21 protein-coding genes are annotated in these 22,152 nt (G+C 33.0%); 14 read left to right on the top strand and 7 right to left on the bottom strand.

All coding sequences use genetic code 11. From position 1 onward, the window contains the following. Positions 1-103 precede the first annotated feature (103 nt). From secG to miaB, 6 genes are all read right to left on the bottom strand, one after another. Entirely contained in the window at positions 104-445 is a 342-nt protein-coding gene (secG, locus tag OZP09_RS16650; protein ID WP_269234816.1) for a preprotein translocase subunit SecG, read from the bottom strand. A gap of 3 nt (positions 446-448) precedes the next feature. Then, positions 449-1,837: a tetratricopeptide repeat protein gene (locus OZP09_RS16655; RefSeq protein ID WP_281309684.1), complete on the bottom strand. Its 1,389-nt coding sequence runs from the start codon at positions 1,835-1,837 to the stop codon at positions 449-451. Positions 1,838-1,892: 55 nt separating this feature from the next. Beyond that, complete coding sequence (locus tag OZP09_RS16660; protein WP_269234818.1) at positions 1,893-2,396, bottom strand: LptE family protein; 504 nt, start codon at positions 2,394-2,396, stop codon at positions 1,893-1,895. Between the two features lie 90 nt (positions 2,397-2,486). After that, complete coding sequence (locus OZP09_RS16665) at positions 2,487-3,746, bottom strand: sigma-54 interaction domain-containing protein (protein WP_269234819.1); 1,260 nt, start codon at positions 3,744-3,746, stop codon at positions 2,487-2,489. A gap of 176 nt (positions 3,747-3,922) precedes the next feature. Then, positions 3,923-4,312 (bottom strand): GxxExxY protein, encoded by a 390-nt coding sequence (locus tag OZP09_RS16670; RefSeq protein WP_269234820.1) that lies wholly within the window; start codon positions 4,310-4,312, stop codon positions 3,923-3,925. A gap of 45 nt (positions 4,313-4,357) precedes the next feature. Then, positions 4,358-5,803, bottom strand: coding sequence for a tRNA (N6-isopentenyl adenosine(37)-C2)-methylthiotransferase MiaB (miaB, locus tag OZP09_RS16675; RefSeq protein ID WP_269234821.1), 1,446 nt, complete (start codon positions 5,801-5,803; stop codon positions 4,358-4,360). Between the two features lie 486 nt (positions 5,804-6,289). On the opposite strand from miaB, the gene topA reads away from it, so the two are divergent. From topA to OZP09_RS16710, 7 genes are all read left to right on the top strand, one after another. Next, complete coding sequence (gene topA, locus OZP09_RS16680) at positions 6,290-8,806, top strand: type I DNA topoisomerase (RefSeq protein ID WP_269234822.1); 2,517 nt, start codon at positions 6,290-6,292, stop codon at positions 8,804-8,806. A gap of 3 nt (positions 8,807-8,809) precedes the next feature. Beyond that, the gene (locus tag OZP09_RS16685; RefSeq protein ID WP_281309685.1) at positions 8,810-9,961 is read left to right on the top strand and encodes a formimidoylglutamase; all 1,152 of its coding nucleotides are present in this window, start codon (positions 8,810-8,812) and stop codon (positions 9,959-9,961) included. Between the two features lie 262 nt (positions 9,962-10,223). Beyond that, complete coding sequence (gene porK / locus OZP09_RS16690; protein WP_269234823.1) at positions 10,224-11,615, top strand: T9SS ring complex lipoprotein PorK/GldK; 1,392 nt, start codon at positions 10,224-10,226, stop codon at positions 11,613-11,615. 59 nt (positions 11,616-11,674) lie between these two features. Then, entirely contained in the window at positions 11,675-12,322 is a 648-nt protein-coding gene (gene porL, locus OZP09_RS16695; RefSeq protein ID WP_223678844.1) for a type IX secretion system motor protein PorL/GldL, read from the top strand. A gap of 51 nt (positions 12,323-12,373) precedes the next feature. Beyond that, positions 12,374-13,912: a type IX secretion system motor protein PorM/GldM gene (gene porM / locus OZP09_RS16700; protein ID WP_269234824.1), complete on the top strand. Its 1,539-nt coding sequence runs from the start codon at positions 12,374-12,376 to the stop codon at positions 13,910-13,912. Positions 13,913-13,956: 44 nt separating this feature from the next. Then, positions 13,957-14,946, top strand: a complete 990-nt coding sequence (gene porN / locus OZP09_RS16705; RefSeq protein WP_269237897.1) for a type IX secretion system ring subunit PorN/GldN — start codon at positions 13,957-13,959, stop codon at positions 14,944-14,946. A gap of 71 nt (positions 14,947-15,017) precedes the next feature. Then, a complete protein-coding gene (locus tag OZP09_RS16710) occupies positions 15,018-16,091 on the top strand; it encodes an NAD(P)/FAD-dependent oxidoreductase (RefSeq protein ID WP_281309686.1) in 1,074 nt (357 codons plus the stop codon). Here OZP09_RS16710 and OZP09_RS16715 read toward each other — a convergent pair. Then, positions 16,072-16,455: a DUF983 domain-containing protein gene (locus OZP09_RS16715; RefSeq protein WP_269234825.1), complete on the bottom strand. Its 384-nt coding sequence runs from the start codon at positions 16,453-16,455 to the stop codon at positions 16,072-16,074. The genes OZP09_RS16710 and OZP09_RS16715 overlap by 20 nt on opposite strands. A 319-nt stretch (positions 16,456-16,774) precedes the next feature. On the opposite strand from OZP09_RS16715, the gene OZP09_RS16720 reads away from it, so the two are divergent. From OZP09_RS16720 to OZP09_RS16750, 7 genes are read left to right on the top strand one after another with little or no spacing between them, the layout of a single operon-like run. Continuing rightward, positions 16,775-17,350, top strand: a complete 576-nt coding sequence (locus tag OZP09_RS16720; protein ID WP_281309687.1) for a TerD family protein — start codon at positions 16,775-16,777, stop codon at positions 17,348-17,350. A 58-nt stretch (positions 17,351-17,408) separates the two neighbouring features. After that, positions 17,409-18,074 carry an HAD family hydrolase gene (locus OZP09_RS16725; RefSeq protein ID WP_281309688.1) on the top strand — a complete coding sequence of 222 codons (666 nt, stop codon included), beginning with the start codon at positions 17,409-17,411 and terminating at the stop codon, positions 18,072-18,074. Between the two features lie 2 nt (positions 18,075-18,076). Further along, positions 18,077-18,883, top strand: a complete 807-nt coding sequence (locus OZP09_RS16730; RefSeq protein WP_269234827.1) for a phosphoribosyltransferase family protein — start codon at positions 18,077-18,079, stop codon at positions 18,881-18,883. A 3-nt stretch (positions 18,884-18,886) separates the two neighbouring features. Further along, positions 18,887-19,441: a TerD family protein gene (locus tag OZP09_RS16735; protein WP_269234828.1), complete on the top strand. Its 555-nt coding sequence runs from the start codon at positions 18,887-18,889 to the stop codon at positions 19,439-19,441. Between the two features lie 3 nt (positions 19,442-19,444). After that, the gene (locus OZP09_RS16740) at positions 19,445-20,053 is read left to right on the top strand and encodes a TerD family protein (protein ID WP_281309689.1); all 609 of its coding nucleotides are present in this window, start codon (positions 19,445-19,447) and stop codon (positions 20,051-20,053) included. 2 nt (positions 20,054-20,055) lie between these two features. Further along, the gene (locus OZP09_RS16745) at positions 20,056-21,144 is read left to right on the top strand and encodes a toxic anion resistance protein (protein WP_269234829.1); all 1,089 of its coding nucleotides are present in this window, start codon (positions 20,056-20,058) and stop codon (positions 21,142-21,144) included. 35 nt (positions 21,145-21,179) lie between these two features. Next, positions 21,180-22,148 (top strand): hypothetical protein, encoded by a 969-nt coding sequence (locus OZP09_RS16750; RefSeq protein ID WP_269234830.1) that lies wholly within the window; start codon positions 21,180-21,182, stop codon positions 22,146-22,148. Positions 22,149-22,152: the final 4 nt, after the last annotated feature.

Below are 22,152 nucleotides of genomic sequence, written 5' to 3' on the forward strand. Positions count from 1 at the left end.
AATAAGCTTTCAGAAATTGTGCCATGCTCATAAAACTGACATTTTTTCCTAAAAAAAATGCCAGCTTTGACAGGCTGGCATTTTATCTTTATTTTGTAAATTATTATTTAGCTGCAGGAGTTGCAGGAGCTGGAGTTCCCTGAGCCGGAGCAGCTGGTGTAGTTGCAGCAGGCGCTTCTGTTTTTTCAATAATTTTAGAATCAGTATCACTAAGTGATCCTGTAAAACTTAAACTTGAAAGCAAAATTAAAGCAATCAAAATAGTCGCTAATGTCCAGGTGCTTTTGTCTAAAAAGTCTGTTGTTTTTTGTACTCCACCTAACATTTGAGTTCCGCTAATTGTAGATGATAATCCTCCACCTTTAGGATTTTGGACCATAATTACTATAATCAATAGAAAACAAACTATTGTGATTAAAACTAAAAAAATTGAAAATGTGCTCATTACTTAATTATTGTTATTGTTATTTTGTTGTAAAATCTTTATGTCTGATATGCGGTCTGCAAAGAAAGTAATTTTTTCCGGATATTTCAAAATTAATATTTCATATGCTTGTATTGCTTTTGTGTATTTTTTTTGCTCCAAATATACTCTCGCTAAGGTTTCTGTCATTAAATAAGAATTATCTTCTTTATTTGAGTCAAGTTGTACCGCAGGATTTATTGCTGTTTGTTTTATAGGTGAAATTTTCGGATTTGTTTCGATGAACTTATCGATTATTTCTGCTTTTTTCTTTTTTTCTTCGTCAATCATTTCGTTTTCGACTATGTTTTCAACGTTTGTTTCTGTCTTTGCAGCTTCTATCGGACCTTCATTTGTCCTGTCAATTGGTTCTGGTCTTGCTAATTGCAGCCATTCCTGGAAAGAATGTTTTTCATTAACTGAAAAATCCAATGGTTTTCCTATTTCCAGATTTTCCTCGGCCGTTTTTACTGTTTCAGATACTTCAGTTTCTTTTGGTTCTTCAGCAGGAACTTCTTCAAAAATAACTGTTGTAGCTTCTTGTAATGAATTATATATTGACTCTTCAATGGGTTCAACTCTTACTTCAGGAAGTTCTTCTGAAATTTCCTCCTCTACAATTTCCTCAAAAAAAGTTCTTATTCCTTCCTTTTTAACTGTTATAGGTTCAATAACTGGTGTTTCTTCAATAGTTGGAGATACTTCTTTAAAAGACTCTAATGTTGACTGCTCAATCATGGAATCAATTGGATTGTCTTCAATTTTTACAGCCTCTTCAAAAGTAGTGTCTGTTATTTCTTTAAAAGAATCTAAAATGGCTTGCTCAGAAACGGGTTCAATTGATTTTTGTTCTATTTCTTCAGGTTCCGAATCTACGTTTGTGACTTCTTCAAAAGAATCTAAAATTGATTGTTCAGAAACCGGTTCAATTGTTTTTTCTTCAACTTTTACAGGTGATTCAAATGTTGTTATAGCTGTAGCTTCCTTAATAGAATCTAATATAGACTTTTCAACAGGATCGATGCGAAGTTCTGCCAGTTTCTTTTTTTCTTCTGCTAATACAATTTCACTGTCAAAAACAGTTATGTTTAAAAGATCTCTAAGTTTACGATCGTAATATTCTCCCTGTATGGAAGTGAAAGTCTCAGAAGTAATGAAGTCAAACAGAACCGAACGGTCTGCTGTATGCGCAGCTGTAACTTTTAAAGCATAATTATACTTAAAGCTGTTTTGATTATAAAGTCCTTTTAATCGCAATGCGCGGGCGCTTTGAAAATAGGGAAATTCAATTAAAACACTTCCTAATGCTTCTGTCTGCTTTTCTGTTATAGCATCAGGTTTGTTGATTAGGTAAGTATAATTTGTTACGTTCATTATTGATTATTTTAATTTTTAATTGGTGAGTTGATTTAAACGATTAAAGATTTTTTTACCATTTTGCCAATGACTCATTAAAAATGTCTTGCGTAATTCTTTCAAATATATCTTTTAGAGCTTCATTTAAAACGGCTCCTACAAGCTGCGACTGGGCAGGATAATCATGATAAAACTCAAATGTTTTTTCAAAATCATCTGTTTCTTTCTTTTTATTTGAAAAACGAACATTTACACGAATTGTTAAGCGGTTTTGAGAAGCCTGCTGGTCTGCTGTTGCTGTCATTGGGGTAATCCTGTAATCTATGATTTCTCCCTCATAAAGCAAATCCCCATTCACATTAACCAGATTTAAATTGGTTTGATTCATGATCAAATCCTGTAAAGCCAATGTAAACTGTCTGTCGATTCCAGGTTCAATCAAATCAGCATTATTCTGAAAAAAATTTACCTGAAATGTTTTTCCATCGATCTGTCCGGTACCTGTGAAATTATATATCGAGCAGCTGCTAAAAGTTGTAGCGATTAACAGGATTAAAATATATTTTAAGTTTTTCATTTTTTGTTTAAGAGTTGTTTTACCAGTTCGCTGACGTCCGGCTCAAAGATATTCATTTTCGTTTAAAAATATTTTACGTCTCTGAGGTTATTATAAATCGAATTGTTTAATTTTTCGATACAAAGTTCTTTCAGAAATGCCTAATTCATCTGCAGCGGCTTTGCGTTTTCCTTTATTTTTCTCTAATGACTTTTTAATCATTTCGATTTCTTTTTGCTCCAAACGTAAAATTTCTTCTTCTTCAATCGTTTCAGCGTCTAAATAATTATTGTGATTTTGTATGTGATAACTATCTTCATGTGTTGCCGGTGCCATTACAGCAGTTCTTGGTTCTTCTTCAAAATCAATTTCGCTATCGTTCTGCTGATTGCCATATATTTTTTGAATCAAATTTGGATTAATATCCTGAACTTTTGAAGAGCCGTTTTTCATGAGTTCCAAAGTGAGCTTTTTCAAATCATTCAGGTCGCTTTTCATATCAAAAAGCACCTTATATAATATGTCTCTTTCAGTACTGAAGTCACTTTCTTTTTTGCTGTCATTTATTACAGAAGGCAGGTTGCTTCCTTCAGCAGGAAGATAAGATTGTAAAGTTGCAAGATTAATATCACGATTGGTTTCTAAAACAGAAATCTGTTCTGCTACATTTCGAAGCTGACGAATATTTCCGCTCCATCTGAATTTTTGTAAAAGCTGTATAGCGCTATCATCCAGTCGCAAAGGCGGCATTTTGTATTTATGGGCAAAATCGGCTACAAACTTTCTGAATAATAAATGGATGTCTTCATTTCTTTCGCGTAAAGGCGGTAACGTAATGTCGACTGTACTGAGACGATAATACAAATCCTCACGGAATTTTCCTTTTTCAATTGCATTAAAAAGGTTGACATTTGTTGCCGCAACGATACGAACATTGGTTTTTTGAACCTGAGACGAACCTACTTTTATAAATTCACCATTTTCTAAAACACGTAACAGTCTTACCTGAGTGGTTAATGGAAGTTCTCCAACTTCATCGAGAAAAATTGTTCCGCCATCAGCCACTTCAAAATAACCTTCACGAGTGCTTGTTGCACCTGTAAAAGCACCTTTTTCGTGTCCAAAAAGTTCACTGTCAATTGTTCCTTCAGGGATTGCACCGCAGTTTACGGCAATATATTTACCATGCTTTCTGTGCGAAAGCGAATGGATTATTCTTGGAATGTTTTCTTTACCAACACCACTTTCCCCAGTCACCATAACCGAAATATCAGTTGGAGCAACCTGAATGGCTTTTTCGATAGCACGATTTAATTTCGGATCGTTACCAATAATCTCAAATCGTTGTTTTATTGCCTGAACTGTTTCCATATGTTTTGTTTCAAGTTTTTGATTGTTTCAGGTTTCAAGTTTTGCTTTTACCTCAAACTTGGCTTGTATGTTTTGTTTGCCACGAATTAAAATGAGTAACACAGGTTTTTAATCTGGACAAATAGTATTTAAAAATTAAATTAACCACAAATTACACAAATTAGCGCAAATTTTTTTTATGAATTTATTAATCGTTTATGTGTTAATGATTTATTTTGAAAGTTTGCAATTATTCCAACAGGAGTATCAGCTAGTTTCATATAATTTAAAACCTGTGCAAGATGATCATTACATACTTCTTTTACAGATTTCACTTCTAATATGATGTCATCATAAACTAGGAAATCGGCATAAAATCTGTGAGGCAAAATAACTCCTTTATATTCAATTGCAAATTCCTTCTCTCGTTGATAAGGAATTCTATGATTTTGGAATTCAACTTCTAATGCGTCTTTATATACAATTTCAAGTAAGCCTGGACCTAGTAATCTATGCACTTCCATACAGATGCCTATTATTTGGTAGTTTTCCTCTTTTTTATAATAATATTCAGTTGTATCAGTCATGCAAAATTAATTTGTGGAAATTTGCGAAATTTGCGGTTAAAAAAATCAATTCATAGAACTCAATCCAACAGCTTCACCTTTTAAAGTTCCACTAGTACAGCTTGTGATTTTTACATTTACGAAATCTCCAATTTTATAATCCTCTTTCGGGAACACAACCGTAATACTCTGAGAGTTTCTTCCAGAAAACTCAGCTGCCGATTTTTTAGAAACTTTTTCAACTAAAACTTCAACTGTTTTACCCACAAATTCCTCGCTCCTAAACCACGCGTGTTTTTGCTGTAAATCCACAATTTCCTGCAATCTTCTGGCTTTGGTTTCTTCCTCAACATCATCTTTCATTTTTCTTCCGGCCAGAGTTCCAGGACGTTCAGAATACGAATACATATAACCGAAGTTATATTTTACATATTCCATTAAACTCAAAGTATCCTGGTGGTCTTCTTCGGTTTCTGTTGGGAACCCGGCAATCATATCTTGCGAAATCGAAGCATCTGGAACAATTGCTCTGATTTTATCAATCAAAGCCATATATTCTTCACGGGAATGCAGACGATTCATTTCTTTTAAAATTCTATTGCTTCCAGATTGAACTGGCAAGTGAATGTGTTTGCAGATATTTGGATATTTCGCCATAACGTGCAAGATGCTCTCATGCATATCCTGCGGATTTGAAGTTGAAAAACGAATACGCATTTTAGGAAAACCAACAGCAACCATTTCCAGCAATTGATCAAAATCTACAGCTGTTGCTTTTTGCATCTCAGAAGCGTTTACAAAATCCTTTTTCAAACCGCCGCCGTACCAAAGGTAACTGTCAACGTTTTGTCCAAGAAGTGTGATTTCTTTAAAACCTTTGTTCCATAAATCCTGAATTTCGGCCATGATACTTTGCGGTTCACGGCTACGCTCACGTCCGCGAGTAAAAGGTACTACGCAAAACGTACACATATTATCGCAACCACGAGTGATTGAAACCAATGCTGTGATTCCGTTACTCATCAAACGAACAGGCGAAATATCTCCGTACGTTTCTTCTTTTGATAAAATTACATTAATTGCATCGCGTCCTTCTTCAACTTCAGCCAATAAATTTGGAAGATCTTTATAAGCATCAGGACCTACAACAAGATCTACTATTTTTTCTTCTTCCAAAAACTGACTTTTCAGACGTTCTGCCATACAGCCCAAAACACCAACTTTCATTTTCGGGTTTGTGCGCTTTACAGCGTTGTATTTTTCAAGACGTTTACGAATCGTTTGTTCTGCCTTGTCTCGAATTGAGCAAGTGTTTACCAAAACCAAATCGGCTTCTTCTAAAACCGAGGTTGTATTATAACCGCCGTCAGATAAAATGGAAGCTACCACTTCACTGTCCGAAAAATTCATCGCACAGCCGTAACTTTCTATAAAGAGCTTTTTAGTATTTTCAGGTTTGTTTTCCAGAACAAGACTTTCGCCCTGTTTGCTTTCTTCAATAATCTTTTCCATTGTAAAATTTCAAAGTGCAAAGATAGCGTAAATACGGTTAATATGACAAGATGTCAGATAAAGAATTAACAATGTTTTCAGAATTATGAATAATCTACATTTATAACTTTTGAAGGAGCTTATTCCAGTTTTCTTTTTTAATCCTCATAAAAAAAGTTATTTTCTGTACCACGAAAGGAGCTTCCGCTGCTCGCTGTTTTTCTGGCAATAAAATTAATTTTTTACTCAGGGCTTTTCACTTCAAATGAAATTCACTGAACTCAAATTGAAATAAAAGTATAGTGAAGTAATCCGGGCTATACTATCCGGTTAACTGAATGCATTTTTCGGTTATAAACTTTTAAAAACTATACCTATATATATAATCTATCGGTTTACAGATAAATCTGCAATTTTTAGAAACATAATATCAAAATACTTCAAAAATGAATTATCAGGGTTGATATTTAAAAAAAACATCTACTTTTGTTGCAGAAAAAAAGAGAAATGGCAAAGAATTTAGTAATAGTGGAGTCACCTGCAAAGGCAAAAACGATCGAGAAATTTCTCGGGAGCGATTTTCAGGTGGAGTCAAGTTATGGTCACATAGCCGACTTACCATCAAAGGAAATAGGGGTAGATGTTGAGAATGGTTTTAAACCTAAATATGAGGTTTCCCCTGATAAAAAAGCCTTGGTAACGAAACTAAAATCACTTTCTAAGAATGCCGAAACGGTTTGGTTAGCAAGCGATGAGGACCGCGAGGGAGAGGCTATTTCATGGCACTTAGCGGAAGAATTAAAGCTGGATACAAAAAAGACCAAAAGAATTGTTTTTCATGAGATTACAAAATCTGCGATTCTTAAAGCAATTGACAATCCAAGAGAAATTGATTATAATTTAGTTAATGCACAACAAGCGAGAAGAGTCTTAGACCGTTTGGTAGGGTATGAATTGTCTCCGGTTTTATGGAGAAAAATCAAAGGCGGACTTTCTGCTGGTCGTGTACAATCGGTTTCTGTACGTTTGATTGTAGAAAGAGAACGCGAAATCCAGAATTTTAATGCTGTTGCAACGTATTCAATTGTTGCAGAATTTGTAAATGAAGGCGGAAAAGCTTTTAAGGCAAAACTTCCAAAAAACTTTAATACAAAAAAAGAAGCTGAAGATTTTTTAAATCAAAATATCGGTTCTAAATATAAGGTAGCAGATTTAGAAACTAAACCTACCAAAAAATCTCCAACAGCACCTTTTACAACTTCTACTTTGCAACAGGAGGCTGCAAGAAAATTATACTTGCCAGTTGGAATAACTATGCAGTTAGCACAGCGTTTATACGAAGCAGGACTTATTACTTATATGAGAACGGATTCGGTAAATCTTTCTAAAGAAGCGATGGATGCTGCTGAAGCTGAAATCATAAAATCGTATGGGAAGGAATTTTCTAAACCGAGAACTTTCGCCAACAAAAATAAAGGGGCTCAGGAAGCGCACGAAGCAATTCGTCCTACTGATATGTCTCTTCATTCCGTGAATATTGATCGTGACCAGGCTCGTTTATACGATCTGATCTGGAAAAGAACTTTGGCTTCGCAGATGAGTGATGCGCAGCTTGAAAGGACCAATGTGAAAATCGAAGCTGATAATCACAGTGAAATTTTTACAGCTTCAGGAGAAGTATTGCTTTTTGAAGGTTTCCTTAAAGTTTATTTAGAAGGTCATGATGACGATGAAGAAGAACAAGAGGGAATGCTTCCGGCTTTAAAAGTAAACGAGAAATTAGCAAATAACTATATTACGGCTACAGAACGATATTCAAGACCGCCCGCACGTTACACTGAGGCTTCATTAGTTAAAAAATTAGAGGAACTTGGAATTGGACGTCCATCGACATACGCGCCAACTATTTCAACAATTATCAATAGAAATTATGTTGAAAAAGGCACTCTTGAAGGCGTTGAGCGTAATTATACACAGCTTACTTTGCAAAATAGTAAAGTAGGTGAGAAGTTGCTGAAAGAAAATACTGGTTCAGATAAAGGAAAATTAGTTCCAACAGATATAGGAACTATTGTTACGGACTTCTTAGTTAAGAATTTCGGAAACATTCTTGATTATAATTTTACAGCCAAAGTAGAGCAGGATTTTGATGAAATTGCTGAAGGAAATATTGACTGGGCAAGTATGATGCAGGAGTTCTATGATAAATTTCACCCAAATGTGAAGGATGTTGAGGCAAATGCGGAAAGAGAAAGTGGTGAAAGGATTCTGGGTAAAGATGCAGATGGAAGGCAGGTATCTGTTCGTTTAGGGAAATTTGGCCCTATGGCGCAGATTGGGGAAGCTGATGATGAAGATAAGAAGTTTGCCAGTTTAATGGCGGATCAGAATATTGGAAATATTACATTAGAAGAAGCTTTGAATTTATTTTTACTGCCTAAAAATTTAGGCGAATATAAAGGAGAAGAAGTCGAAGTAAGTAACGGGCGTTATGGACCTTATGTGCGTCATGGTAGTGTTTTTATTTCTCTCCCAAGAGGAGAGGATCCGCTTGCTGTTACAAAGGAAAGAGCAAAGGAACTAATTGACGAAAAAGCTCTTGCTGATGCACCAATTGCAGTTTACAAAGGTGAAGCAGTTCAAAAGGGTGTGGGGCGTTTTGGCCCGTTTATAAAGTGGAATGGTCTTTTTGTGAATGTGAGCAAAAAATACAATTTTGATAATTTATCTCAGGCTGATGTTGAAGAGCTAATCGAAGATAAATTGCAAAAAAATATTGATAAGGTTCTTCATAATTGGGAAGAAGAAGGAATTGTAGTTGAAAAAGCACGTTGGGGACGCTCGGTTATTTTAAAAGGCAAAATCAAAATTGAGTTGAGTAAAGATGTTGATGCCACAAAATTAACACTGGCTCAGGTTCAGGAGATGATTGCTGCAAAAACGCCGGCAAAGAAAACAACTGCAAAAAAGGCAACAACTGCTAAAAAAGCACCAGCAAAAAAAACAGCTGCTAAAAAGAAATAAGAAATGGAATTTGATTTTCTGGAACCAGTTAGCGAAGGAGTTATAAAATTTATTAGTTCTCTGTCTTCTCAAGAATTGGGAAGTAAAATTGTTTTCCATACTCAGGATCAGTTTCCTGATATAGATAAAATAAACATTGCTATTATCGGTGTTTTAGAAGATCGTAGAAATATAGATATTGTTAATGAAGTAAACCTGACCGCTGTTCGTAAAAAACTTTATGGTATGTTTCCCGGTAATTGGGATGCTTCAATTGCTGATTTAGGGGATATTTTGGCTGGAGAGTCAGTTGAGGATACTTATTTTGCGCTTAAAAAAGTAATCTCATCATTAATTAAAAATAAAGTAATTCCTATAGTTATAGGAGGTTCACAAGATTTGACCTATGCTTTGTATCGTGCTTATGATGATCTGGAGCAAATGGTGAATATGGTTTCTGTAGATAACAGATTTGATTTTGGTAAAGAAAATGAAATAGTTTCGTCTAATTCGTATTTGACAAAAATCATAATTGATGAGCCTAATAATCTATTTAACTATTGTAATATTGGTTATCAAACTTATTATAATTCTCAGGAAGAAATTGATTTGATTGAAAAACTGTTTTTCGACGCTTATCGCTTAGGCGAAATTTCAAACAATATAGCTTTGGCAGAACCTGTTTTCAGGGATGCTGATTTAGTTAGTATTGATTTAAATTCTGTAAAATCTTCGGATTCAGGAAATACAATATCTTTTGAGCCGAACGGTTTTAATGGAAAAGAGATTTGCTCTTTAGCACGTTATGCAGGAATTAGTGATAAAGTTTCATCATTTGGAATCTTTAATCACAATAGTAGTATACCTGAGTCAGCTTTAATTGCGCAAATAATTTGGTATTTTGTTGAAGGTTATCATTATCGTTCAAAGGAATATCCTTTCGGAAGCAGGACAAATTATTTAAAGTATATAGTGCCGCTTGAAGATGAAGAATTAATTTTTTACAAAAGCGACAAAACTGATCGTTGGTGGATTGAGATTCCATTTCTGTCAAATGGAAATAATAAATTGAAAAGAAATACGTTATTGCCTTGTTCTTACGATGAATATTTATGTGCTTGTAATCAGGAATTGCCTGAAAGATGGTGGAAAGCGCAACGAAAAAATGCTTTGTAAATGATATATTTTAGTTGAAAATGTTAATTTTTAATTTTTATAAAGATTTATTTTATTTTGAAATACAGCAATAAAAACATTAATCATAAAAAATGGCATTTTACGACTATTATTTTTAACTCTTTCTTGATAAAATATTTTTTTTTTATTTTTTTTAACATTAATTTTGACCGCTGAAATAAATATAGATATAGTATTGTTTATTTAAAAAATAATAAATACGTTTACGACTTATAATAATGAATAGAAATCCCAAATTTATATGAAGAAGTTTATTGCATTTGCGACAATGTTAACACTAGTAATTGGCTGTGGTAAATCCGGTGATAAAGGCGAATTAGTTGGTGTGCAAGGAGGAAAATGGCATCCTGAAAAGCCTTATGGAATGACTTTGATTCCAGGCGGATCTTTTATCATGGGTAAATCCGATGGTGATTTAGCAGCGGTAGAAGATGCACCTACTAAAACTGTAACAGTTCGTTCTTTTTATATGGATGAAACAGAAATTACAAATTCTGAATATCGTCAGTTTGTAGAGTGGGTAAAAGACTCAACAATGAGGGTTCGTTTGGCTATTTTGGCTGATGAAACCGGACAAAAATCAGCTGGAGGAACAGGTAAAAAAGCGGGTAGTATTGCCGATTATGCATTTAATGATTCTGAACCTGAGAAAATGACTGCATATGATAAATATATGTATGATAATTATTACAGTGTAGGAACAAAAGATGATCCTTATGCTGGAAGAAAATTAAACAAAAAAGTTAAATTAATTAAAGATACAAAAGCTTATCCAGACGAATATTATGCTGAGGTAATGGATTCAATGTATTTGCCAATTGAAGAATCTTATAATGGGTTGAGAACAATTGATGTAAATAAATTAAAATTCCGTTATTCATGGATGGATATTCAGGCTGCTGCTAAAGCTAAAGTTGGTAAAAGAAAAGACTTCGTGAAAACAGAAGAAGTGCCGATTTATCCTGATACCGCTGTTTGGATTAAAGATTTCGCTTATTCTTATAATGAGCCAATGCATAATGATTATTTTTGGCATAAAGCATACGGAGACTATCCTGTAGTAGGGGTAACCTGGAAACAAGCTAAGGCTTTCTGTGCATGGAGAACTTTAAATAAAAATAGTTATATAAAATCAAAGAAAAAAGGGCGTGACTTAGTTAATGCTTTCAGATTGCCAACTGAAGCTGAATGGGAGTATGCTGCAAGGGGAGGTCTGGAATCTGCAACATATCCTTGGGGTGGTCCATACACAAGAAGTGACAGAGGGTGTTTTATGGCAAACTTTAAACCTAGCAGAGGAGATTATGCAGCAGATGAAGCTTTGTATACTGTAGAGGCAAAATCTTATGAAATGAATGGATATGGATTGTATAATATGGCAGGAAACGTTTCAGAATGGACTGATTCGGCTTATAATCCAAATGCGTATGAATATGTTTCAACCATGAATCCAAACGTGATTGATGGAAATAATCAAAGAAAAGTTGTTCGTGGTGGTTCATGGAAAGATGTGGCTTACTTTTTACAAGTAGGAACACGTGATCATGAATATGCGGATTCTGCAAGAAGTTATATTGGGTTCAGAACCGTACAGGATTATATGGGTACTCAGGCTACAGGAAGTAAAAAATAAATTAAATTCAATTCAATAACCAAATCTAAATCTAAATTAAAACCTAAAAAAGTATTATTATGGCATTATTAAGTAAAAAAGCAATGAATTTCGCTTATGGTATGGGAGCGGCAGTAGTAATTATTGGAGCTTTATTCAAAATTACTCACTTCGAAATTGGACCTTTAACAGGTACCTTAATGCTTTCAGTCGGATTAGTTACAGAAGCGTTAATTTTTGCACTATCAGCTTTTGAACCTGTAGAAGATGAACTAGACTGGACTCTTGTGTATCCTGAATTAGCAAATGGTCAGCCAAAAAAGAAAGCTGATAAAGTTGAGGCTCCATCTGACGCTCAGGGATTATTATCTCAAAAATTAGATGTAATGCTTAAAGAGGCTAAAATCGACGGAGAGTTAATGTCAAGCTTAGGAAACAGTATTAAAAATTTCGAATCAGCTGCTAAAGGAATTGCTCCAACTGTAGATTCTATCGCATCTACTAAAAAATACAGCGAAGAATTGTCAATGGCTGCTGCTCAAATGGAGTCATTAAACAGCTTATATAAAGTTCAGTTAGAAAGTGCAGCAAGAAATGCTGACGCTAATAAAGAAATCGCTGAAAATGCATCTAAATTGAAAGAGCAAATGCAATCTATGACTGCTAATATTGCTTCTTTAAACAATGTTTATGGTGGTATGCTTTCTGCAATGAGTAACAAAGGATAATTAGTTTTTAACTATATATTAAATTTATTAATAAAAACTAATTAGAAAAAAATGGCAGGAGGAAAATTAACCCCTAGACAGAAGATGATTAACCTGATGTATCTGGTTTTCATCGCAATGTTAGCAATGAATATGTCCAAAGAAGTATTGTCTGCTTTTGGATTAATGAATGAAAAATTTGAAAGTGCAAATACATCGTCTGAGCAAACGAATGCAGGACTATTGTCTTCACTTGATCAAAAAGCTGCTGAAGCAAAAGGAGAATTTGCCGCTGCTGCAGTTACAGCTCATAAAGTTGAATCAGCTTCAAAAGAATTTTATGCATACATCGGTGGATTAAAAGGCGATGTTTTGAAAGGTTTTGAAACTGATAAAGAGACTGGGAAATTGCCTTATGAGGCAATGGACAAAGGAGATAATATCGACAACTGGTTTACAGGTGAAGGATATACTGCAAAAGGAAATGAAATCATTTCTAAAATCGAGAAATACAAGGCTGACATGAAAGTCGCTTTATCTGATAAAAAGTATGCAGCTATAGTTGCAGAAATTGAAAAGAAATTTGATGTTTCTGATGTTAAAAATAAAGAAGGCTTGAAAGATAAGTACTTGGCTTATCACTTTAAAGGTTTTCCAGCCGTAGCTTCGTTAGCTAAACTTTCAGCTTGGCAAAATGATGTTCAAAAAGCTGAATCAGATGTTTATAGTGCTGCATTAGGAAAAGCTGCAGTTGCTGCTGCTTCTTACAGCAACTATCAGGCAATTGTAGTTTTAGATAAGAATGCATATTTCCAAGGTGAAAAAGTAACCGGTAAAGTAGTTTTAGGTCGTTATGATGAAAATACTAAGCCAACTTCATTCCAAGGACCTGGTCAAATCGTTAATGGTCAAGCTGTTATCTCATTAACCGCAGGTGGTGTAGGAGAGCAAGACATTAATGGTCAATTTACATTCTTGGAAGATGGTAAAAATATTCCGCTTAAATTTTCAGGAAAATATGTTGTAGTTCCAAGACCAAATTCTGCTACAATTTCTGCCGATAAAATGAATGTTGTTTATAGAGGTGTTGTTAATCCAATCTCTGTTTCTTTTGCTGGTGTTGATGCTAATAAAATTGTTGCAAGTGCACCAGGATTAAATTCTGCAGGTAAACCAGGTAAATACAATATGAGCCCAGGTTCAGGTACAGAGGCTACTATTTCTGTTACAGGTACATTACCAAACGGAGATAAAGTTACAGACAAGAAAACATTCAGAATTAAAGGTATTCCTGGTCCAACAGGTACAATTAGAGGTGAGATGGGTGTTGTTAAAGGACCTAAATCTAACTTAGAAATTGCTACAATAGGTGCTAAATTGCTTGATTTCGATTTTGAAGTTGGTTTAGATGTAGTTGGATTCAATTTAAAAATTGCTGGTCAGCCTACAGTTGTAGTGAATGGTAACAAAATGAATGCACAATGTAAATCAGTTCTTGCTAAAGCAGGCAGAGGAGATCAGGTTACTATTTCTGAAATTAAAACTAAACTTGTTGGAGCTGGAAGTTATTTATTGCCAAGAACCGCTCCGGTAATTTACGAAATACAATAATAAAGTAGGTAAAACTACGTTCAATATCTTATAATGATATCATGATGAAAGTAAGAAATTTTTTAATAGCTATTGTTTCTATCGCCGGAAGTTATACTTCTACTGCGCAATCTAACTTGCTTAATGCGAAGACACCTGCACAAATTGGACTTAAAACTCCTGCACAGCTTATCTCAGATAATGACAAGCCTTTGGCTTATGGTTATGTAGATGATAGAGATGTATTAATGGGGAAAACTACCTGGGAAATTATTGATTTAAATGAGAAGATCAACTTTCCCTTATATTTTCCGGTAGATACAGCTAATATTGGTTCTGATAGACGTTCGCTTTATGATGTTTTGACGAAAGCTATGAAAAATGGCAAAATAACTGAGGTATATGCTGATAGTTATTTCAATACTAAAAAATCTTTGAAAGACATCGAAGGATCATTGTCACGTATTGATACAACAGATGCAGGTAGGGAACTTATTAACCAATATCCAGATGATTACAAATCTCGTGTTGTTAAGAAAAAGGTTGTTACTGGTACCGGTAAGAAGAAAGTAGTTACTTATGTAGATGAAGTTGTTGGTCCTACAAGAACAGTTCCTTCAGAATATATTTTAAAACAAGATCTAACTGCTGCAGATGTTTCTCAGTATAAAATTAAAGGATATTGGTATTTTGACAAACGTCAAAGTGAGTTGAAATATCGTTTACTTGGAATTTGTCCGGTAACTCCTGATGTTTATACTATGAACAGCGATGAAAAGGATTATATTGAGTTATTCTGGATTTTTTATCCAAATTCAAGAGAAGTTTTGCATGAAGCAAAAGCTTTTAACGATAATAACTCAGCTCTTCCTATTTCATTTGATCAAATCTTAAATTCTAGACGTTTTAATGCTGTTGTGTATAAAGAAGAAAATATGTATGGAGATCGTGAGATTAAAGAATACATGAAAGACAATGCACAAAACCAATTGTTAGAGTCTGAAAGAGTAAAAGAAAAGATTCGTAATTTCGAACAAGATATGTGGAATTACTAAGTTCCAAAATCACATTATAACAAAAACTCTTACTACTTTTGTAGTAAGAGTTTTTTATTTACCATTAATACATGTTTGACTATTTAATCATCGGATCTGGATTGGCCGGAATTTCTTTTTCTGAAATTGCACTTAAAAACAATAAGACAATTTTAGTTATTGATAATACATCTCAGAATTCTTCTGAAGTTGCAGGCGGCTTATATAATCCGGTAATTTTGAAACGATTTAGTGAGGTTTGGGACGCTAAAAGACAATTGGCTTTAATGAATGATTTCTATAGTCAGATGGAAGATAAACTGAAGGAGAAATTTAATTTTAAAATGCCTGTTTTAAGAAAGTTTTTCTCAATAGAAGAACAGAACAATTGGTTTGCTGCTTCAGACAAAATAAATCTGGAACCATTTTTATCTACTAAATTAATCTCTAAAAAGTTTAACGGTATAGATTCTCCTTATGGCTATGGAGAAGTTTTGCATACCGGATATGTAAATACATCATTGTTGGTAGAAAAGTACAAGCAATTTTTGATTGCAAATAATTTATTGCTTCAAGAAACTTTTGACAGTAGTCTTGTTGAGTTTTTAGACGTAGGAATTCAATATAAAAATATACAGGCTAAACATGTTATTTTTGCGGAAGGTTATGGATTACATAAAAATCCATTCTTTAATTATCTTCCACTAGATGGGACAAAAGGGGAATTATTCATAATAAAAGCTCCGGATCTAAACCTTGATGTTATCGTAAACACAAGTGTTTTTATTCTGCCATTAGGAGGAAATCTTTTCAAAGTTGGTGCTACTTACAATTGGCATGACAAGACAGCGGGACCAACAGAAGAAGGAAAAAAAGAACTTTTAGAACGCATTAAAGAAATTATTACATGTGATTTTGAAATCGTAAAACATTTTGGCGGTATTCGGCCAACAGTTGCTGATAGAAGGCCTCTTATAGGAACTCATGAGTTACATAAATCCCTTCATATTTTAAATGGATTAGGCACCCGGGGAGTAATGCTTGGTCCTTCATTAGCGCTACTATTGTTTAATCATATCGAAAAAGGAAATCCGATTGATCCTCAGGCAGATATTAAACGTTTCCATAAAAGATATTTAAAGTCTACTATTTTTCGCCGGCCTTAGGATTATAAGAAACAAACATATTAATGTATAAATTTCTGGCTAGCCTTAAAACAAAGGGAAATAAAACGATTAAGGTAATAACAATTGCTAAAAATGACTGCTCAATTGTGGCACCGAAAAACACAAACGAAACTATAAATGCAGCTATCCCTACAGCAACATTTAATCCGTAACTCACATACATTGCGCCGTAAAAAAACGACGGTTCAAGTTGATACTTTAACCCACAATGGCTACAGTTTTCATTCATTTTGAGAGTGTTAGTCAAATGAAGCGGATTTTTATCCACATACATGCTCTCTTTTTGACATTTAGGACAACTCCCTGTTAAAATACTATTTAGTTTGGATCCTTTTTTAAACATTTTTTAGGTTTTAATTTTTTAAAAACGACATATGAATATATCCGTTTTTTAATTTTATTTGGTATTAGTAATAATGTATGTAAAGATAGAAATATTGATTTTACTTGGCATATTTATTTGTATTTAACTCTTCTGAATTGTTTTGTATATGATATTTCTGTTACAGAAATGGTTGTGATAACATACAATCAACCTTTTAAATTAGTAGGATATTTTTTTATTTTGTTGATAAATATTTAGCTTTTAACAGATGGCTATATTTTTAATGATTTGCTTTTTTGTATTATTGTATAGTATAAAATTATAATTAGATATTGTAATGGCTATAAATTTACAGAAAGGTCAAAAAATTGATATTGGGCTATCGAAGATTACTATTGGGTTAGGATGGGACCCAAATGAGGGTACGGGGCATGATTTTGATTTAGATGCTTCTGCTATCATGATAAATGCAAATAGAAAACTTTTGGGAGAAAATTATTTTGTTTTTTACAATAACCTTTCTTCTCCTGATGGTGCATTAGAACATACAGGTGATGATCCAACAGGTGGAAATAGTGACGGTGATGATGATGAAGCGATAAAAGTAGATCTTACTAAAATTGACAATGATGTAGAGGAAATTCTTTTTGTAGTTACAATTGAAGATTTTGAAAGAAGAAAACAAAATTTTGGACAAGTTAGAAATTCATATATCAGAATTGTTGATGATGGTAACGGTCAGGAAATTGCCAAATATGAATTAGATGAAGATTTTTCTATAGAAACAGGTGTAGAGTTTGGAAGGTTGTACAAACGAAATAATAACTGGAGATTTGAAGCGTCAGGTATTGGTTACAGAGCAGACTTAAGCTTTTTTCTTGAGAAGTATTATTCCGGGGAAATAATCAAATAAAATAAGCTTTCAGGAGAGATTTACTCAAAGGAATTAATTGCCTCTAAAATACATACAATTGAAAATAAATTATGATAATTACAGTCACCTTTCTTTTGATCTGTGGCTTACATTAATAAAATCGAATCCAGAATTCAAGCAAAAAAGAAATCTGTTGTTCAGGGATTTTTTCGAAATTGAACAACCTATTGAAAAAGTAAATGAAGTAGTACGATATTATGATGTTCTTTGCAATAATATTAACGAAAACACAGGATTAAATATAGAAACATACGAAATATATTATTTAATTTTAGGAGCTTTTAATGTAGATCTTAGTAAATATGGAACTGATAAGCTATCTCAGTTTTATAATCATACTGAGGAATTGTTTTTAGAATATAAACCGGTTTTAATTTTTACTAATATTCAAAAAATGTTTGATGATGTTACTAATGAAGGCAAAACAATCAGTGTTTTGAGTAATACAGGTTTCATTAAAGGTTTTACATTACGAAAACTATTGAAATATTACGATTTGCTGGATTATTTTAAGTTCCAGATTTATTCTGACGAAGTTGGATTTTCTAAGCCTAATACTGAGATTTATCAATTAGTGTTTGATGAAATTAATAAATATAAAAAAATAGAGAAAAAAGATGTTTTACATATTGGCGACAATAGTGTTGCCGATTACAGCGGAGCTTTGAAATTTGGTTTTAACGCTCATCTCTTAAAAATATAAAAGTGAATAAAAGTTACAGTTTACACAAAATAACAGAAAAAGACAACTGCTCTTTTAAGGAAGCAGAATACAGTCGGTTTAAATTTGGAGATAAATTCTATGCAGAGAAATTTGCAGAAGAACTCTTTGATGGATTTGTTGCGGAATTTAAAGATATAATCTTGTCTGAAAAAGATATTGTAATCCTGCCGAGTCCTTATTTATCAATTCCAACGGCTTCTAATTTTTTATGCTACTATTTTAAAAAAGAGCTTAATAGCTTCTTGTTTAAAAATGGTAAAAAGGCTTGCATTGAGTCTAAAATTTACAGAAATCAAACTTATGTAACAGATTATGGAAATCTGGATTTTGAACAGCGTGTTAAATTAATTTCGAATGATACCTATTACATAGACCGTAATTTTATTGAAGGTAAGTTTTGCATCTTTGTTGATGATATCAAAATAACCGGAAGTCATGAACATACTGTAAATAAGATCCTGGATCAATATGATGTTAAGGGAGATTTCGTATTTGTTTATTTTGCAGAATTAATAAACAAAGAGATTCATCCGAAAATAGAAAATCATTACAATTATTTTGCTGTAAAAAATGTAGAAGATATTGTTTCTATAGTAAATAGCGAAGATTTTCAATACAATACGCGAATCGTAAAATTTATTTTAAGCCTTGATGATAAACAATTTGCGTTTTTGATATCTAATATTTCAAGAAAGAAAAGCAACGAATTATTTCATCTTGCTATAAGTAATAATTACCATCAGATTTTAGAATATAAAAAGAATATTAACGTAATAAAAATAGATTAAACTATGGCTATAAATTTGCAGAAAGGACAAAGAGAAAATATAAATGCACCAAAATTTACTATTGGTTTAGGATGGGATACTAACAACAGCAATACAGGTTCGAGTTTTGATCTTGACGCCTCTGTTTTTATTCTGGGAGATAATGGTAAAATATTATCTGATTCCCATTTTATATTTTATAACAATTTGAAATCTCCGGATGAGTCTGTTATTCACACAGGAGATAACTTAACAGGAGATGGAGATGGAGATGATGAGCAAGTAAAAATTGATCTGACTAAAATTAATCCTTCTGTGAAAGAAATTTGTGTTGTAGTTACCATTCATGATGCCGTAAACAGAAAACAAAATTTTGGACAGGTTAGAAATTCATTCATTAGAATTGTAGACGACAGCAATAATTCTGAAATGGTAAAATACGAATTAGAAGAAGATTTCTCTATAGAAACTGCTGTTGAATTCGGTAGAATTTACAATAAAGACGGTCAATGGAAATTTGAAGCAATGGGCGTTGGAATGAAAGGCGGATTAGAAGATTACTTAAATAAATATAACTAAAATATGGCAATTAATTTAGAAAAAGGACAACGTATAAATCTTGAAAAAAGTAACGGTACAAAATTACAAAACATTTGTGTTGGCGTAAATTGGGGTGCAATTGAAAAAAAGGGATTCTTTGGAACAAAAAAAGAAGCCGTAGATTTAGATGCAAGCTGTGCGGTTTATGATGATAAAAAAAATCATATTGATTCAGTAAACTTTAGAAAATTAATTTCGAATGATCGCGCTATTAAACACAGTGGAGATGATTTAACAGGAGATTTAAACGGAGATGATGGATTAGACAATGAAGTTATCACTTTAGATTTTACTCAATTAACTCCTGCTGCAAATCACGTTGCATTTTTTATAAACAGTTTTAGAGGTCAGGATTTTAAAGATATTCCATTTGCTTCTATTCGTATTTATGAAGGAACCCCAACAAAAGTAACTCAGGAATTTGCACGTTTTGATATTGCAAATGATGCTACTTTTGCCGGAAATGTTTCTATGGTTTTAGGTGTTTTCTATAAGAGAAATGACGAATGGAAATTTAGCGCAGTTGGAGTACCTACAAACGATAAAAAACTAGAGCAGACAATCGTTACAATTCAACAGAATCATTTATAGTCATGTCAGAAAATCAATTGATTACTCAGGAAAATAATGCATTGATTGACAAAGATGGAAATGTAAATTTAGCTTCGATTACCGAAGCTGATGTAAACAATTACAAATCTATTTCTAATCAGTTAAACGAGAATGATGCCAATTCAATTCTGAATTATGGTGCCGAAATTCAAAACTCTATTGCAAAACAGAGTGATACTTTCTTAACGAATGTAAGAACTTATAACTCAGGAGAAGTAGGAACTTTAATCAACGATCTGCTTACAGAATTGAATTATGTAGATGTTGATCAGTTAGATCAAGGTCCATTTAAGAGATTTATTTCTAAAATTCCATTACTAAATAAGTTAATTACTGATGTAAAAAAATTATTCCAGGAATATGACCGAATTACTGTAAATATTGAAAAAATCAGTAATAAAGTTAAAGCCGGAATGATTAATTCTGTGAAAGATAACAGTGCGCTTCAGACTATGTTTGACGGGAATGTGAATCTGATCAAAGAAATGGAAAAACACATTATTGCAGGACAGATTCGTTTTAAAGAATTAAACGAAGAACTTGCTGTAATGGAAGGAAACAGTGCACAATATCAGGATTATCAGATTTCTGATAAAAGAACTTTCATTAATCGTTTAGACAAACGTCTTGCTGATATGAAAATTGTACGTTTTATTATGCTGCAGTCTTTAGCGCAGATTAGAGTTGTTCAGAACAATAATACTTCTATTGCAGAAAAAGCACAGTCTATTTTGACTACTACGATGCCGGTTTGGAAAAACCAGCTTACATTGGCAGTTGCTTTACAAAGGCAAAAACAGAATATTGAAGTTCAAAGAAGAGTTTCTGAAACAACCAATACGATTTTGCAGAAAAACGCAGAAATGCTGAAACAAAACAGTATTGAAGTTGCGAGAGAAAACGAAAATACCATTGTTTCTCTTGAAACCTTGAAAATGACAACAAAATCTTTGATCGATACTTTGACAGAAGTAAAACAAATACACGAGCAGGGTACAAAAACAAGAAGACAGCTTGATGCCGGTTTACAAAGTCTGGAACAAGAACTGAAAAAAGGCGTTGTAAGCTAGAAATTTACACAAATTGAATATTGGAAATTAGATAAATGCAGGAGGAAGAAGAAGAAAGATATCTTCAAATAATAAAAGACAGTAACAGAAAACTTGTGGTTTTAGAATTGTTATCCAATTTCTTTAACCACAAGGATCTTGTCGGAATTTTGGTAAGGACAAAAATCATTCATACTCTTTTTGAAAAGAACCGAATATTAGATATTAATAAATTAGAGCTCTTTCATATTCAGTTTACAAGCAGTCTTATTGATCTGTTTCAAAAAATCAAAAAATCAAAAGAACAGCAGTATGTTTTAATCAGCGATGAAATATATATTAATGAAGATATTTTATCAAAATTAAAACTGGAAATAGGAGAAAGTAAGTTTGCCAGACAAATGCAGCTGCATGCTCAAAATATGTCCAGAAAGATAGAAGAACTCTATCAGCTGTTTGTTTCTGAAAAAGATGTTTTTTTTAATTGGAATGATATAATCACTTTTTCTCAAAGTATTCAGGCCGAATATTACAGGGAAATTACAATTGAACAGTACGAAAAACTGTCGCAGCTGAATAAAAGTGTGTATGAAAATCCATATGCGAGATTTGAAAAAAAACTTCTTGGGCGTTTGAATATCCTGAATTTCAAAATTAAGTTTTCCTGCGGACTGGTTTGTAATAATGAAATAATTGAGGTTTATGAGTTTAGGGATTCTAACGATAAATTTGTTTTTGTAGCCAATGAAAAATCATTTTATTTTTTGAACGAAGAAGTTGCAAAAGATATTGATATTTCGAAAAACGGATCCGCAAAAGAAGAAATTATAAGAGGTCTGAAAAATAAAAATGCAGAATTGAAGCGCGAACTAAGTGTCATAAAAACAACGCTGCCCGAAAATGTTTTAGAAGTATTAAAGGAATATCATGAAAAAATTTCATCGGTAGATTTTCTGGAAGAACTCCAAAATGTTGATGAACAAACCAATATTTTAAAAACAATGTTGAATATAAATATTAATTAAAGAT

This window comes from Flavobacterium flavigenum, from assembly GCF_027111255.2.
Lineage (GTDB): Bacteria > Bacteroidota > Bacteroidia > Flavobacteriales > Flavobacteriaceae > Flavobacterium > Flavobacterium flavigenum.

Coding starts and splice junctions, on each gene's coding strand:
- porN (WP_269237897.1), top strand. CDS start 13,957: ATGAAAGTAAGAAATTTTTTAATAGCTATTGTTTCTATCGCCGGAAGT.
- OZP09_RS16710 (WP_281309686.1), top strand. CDS start 15,018: ATGTTTGACTATTTAATCATCGGATCTGGATTGGCCGGAATTTCTTTT.
- OZP09_RS16735 (WP_269234828.1), top strand. CDS start 18,887: ATGGCTATAAATTTGCAGAAAGGACAAAGAGAAAATATAAATGCACCA.
- porK (WP_269234823.1), top strand. CDS start 10,224: ATGAAGAAGTTTATTGCATTTGCGACAATGTTAACACTAGTAATTGGC.
- OZP09_RS16665 (WP_269234819.1), bottom strand. CDS start 3,746: ATGGAAACAGTTCAGGCAATAAAACAACGATTTGAGATTATTGGTAAC.
- OZP09_RS16655 (WP_281309684.1), bottom strand. CDS start 1,837: ATGAACGTAACAAATTATACTTACCTAATCAACAAACCTGATGCTATA.
- OZP09_RS16670 (WP_269234820.1), bottom strand. CDS start 4,312: ATGACTGATACAACTGAATATTATTATAAAAAAGAGGAAAACTACCAA.
- miaB (WP_269234821.1), bottom strand. CDS start 5,803: ATGGAAAAGATTATTGAAGAAAGCAAACAGGGCGAAAGTCTTGTTCTG.
- secG (WP_269234816.1), bottom strand. CDS start 445: ATGAGCACATTTTCAATTTTTTTAGTTTTAATCACAATAGTTTGTTTT.
- OZP09_RS16745 (WP_269234829.1), top strand. CDS start 20,056: ATGTCAGAAAATCAATTGATTACTCAGGAAAATAATGCATTGATTGAC.
- porL (WP_223678844.1), top strand. CDS start 11,675: ATGGCATTATTAAGTAAAAAAGCAATGAATTTCGCTTATGGTATGGGA.
- topA (WP_269234822.1), top strand. CDS start 6,290: ATGGCAAAGAATTTAGTAATAGTGGAGTCACCTGCAAAGGCAAAAACG.
- porM (WP_269234824.1), top strand. CDS start 12,374: ATGGCAGGAGGAAAATTAACCCCTAGACAGAAGATGATTAACCTGATG.
- OZP09_RS16660 (WP_269234818.1), bottom strand. CDS start 2,396: ATGAAAAACTTAAAATATATTTTAATCCTGTTAATCGCTACAACTTTT.
- OZP09_RS16750 (WP_269234830.1), top strand. CDS start 21,180: ATGCAGGAGGAAGAAGAAGAAAGATATCTTCAAATAATAAAAGACAGT.
- OZP09_RS16740 (WP_281309689.1), top strand. CDS start 19,445: ATGGCAATTAATTTAGAAAAAGGACAACGTATAAATCTTGAAAAAAGT.
- OZP09_RS16720 (WP_281309687.1), top strand. CDS start 16,775: ATGGCTATAAATTTACAGAAAGGTCAAAAAATTGATATTGGGCTATCG.
- OZP09_RS16715 (WP_269234825.1), bottom strand. CDS start 16,455: ATGTTTAAAAAAGGATCCAAACTAAATAGTATTTTAACAGGGAGTTGT.
- OZP09_RS16685 (WP_281309685.1), top strand. CDS start 8,810: ATGGAATTTGATTTTCTGGAACCAGTTAGCGAAGGAGTTATAAAATTT.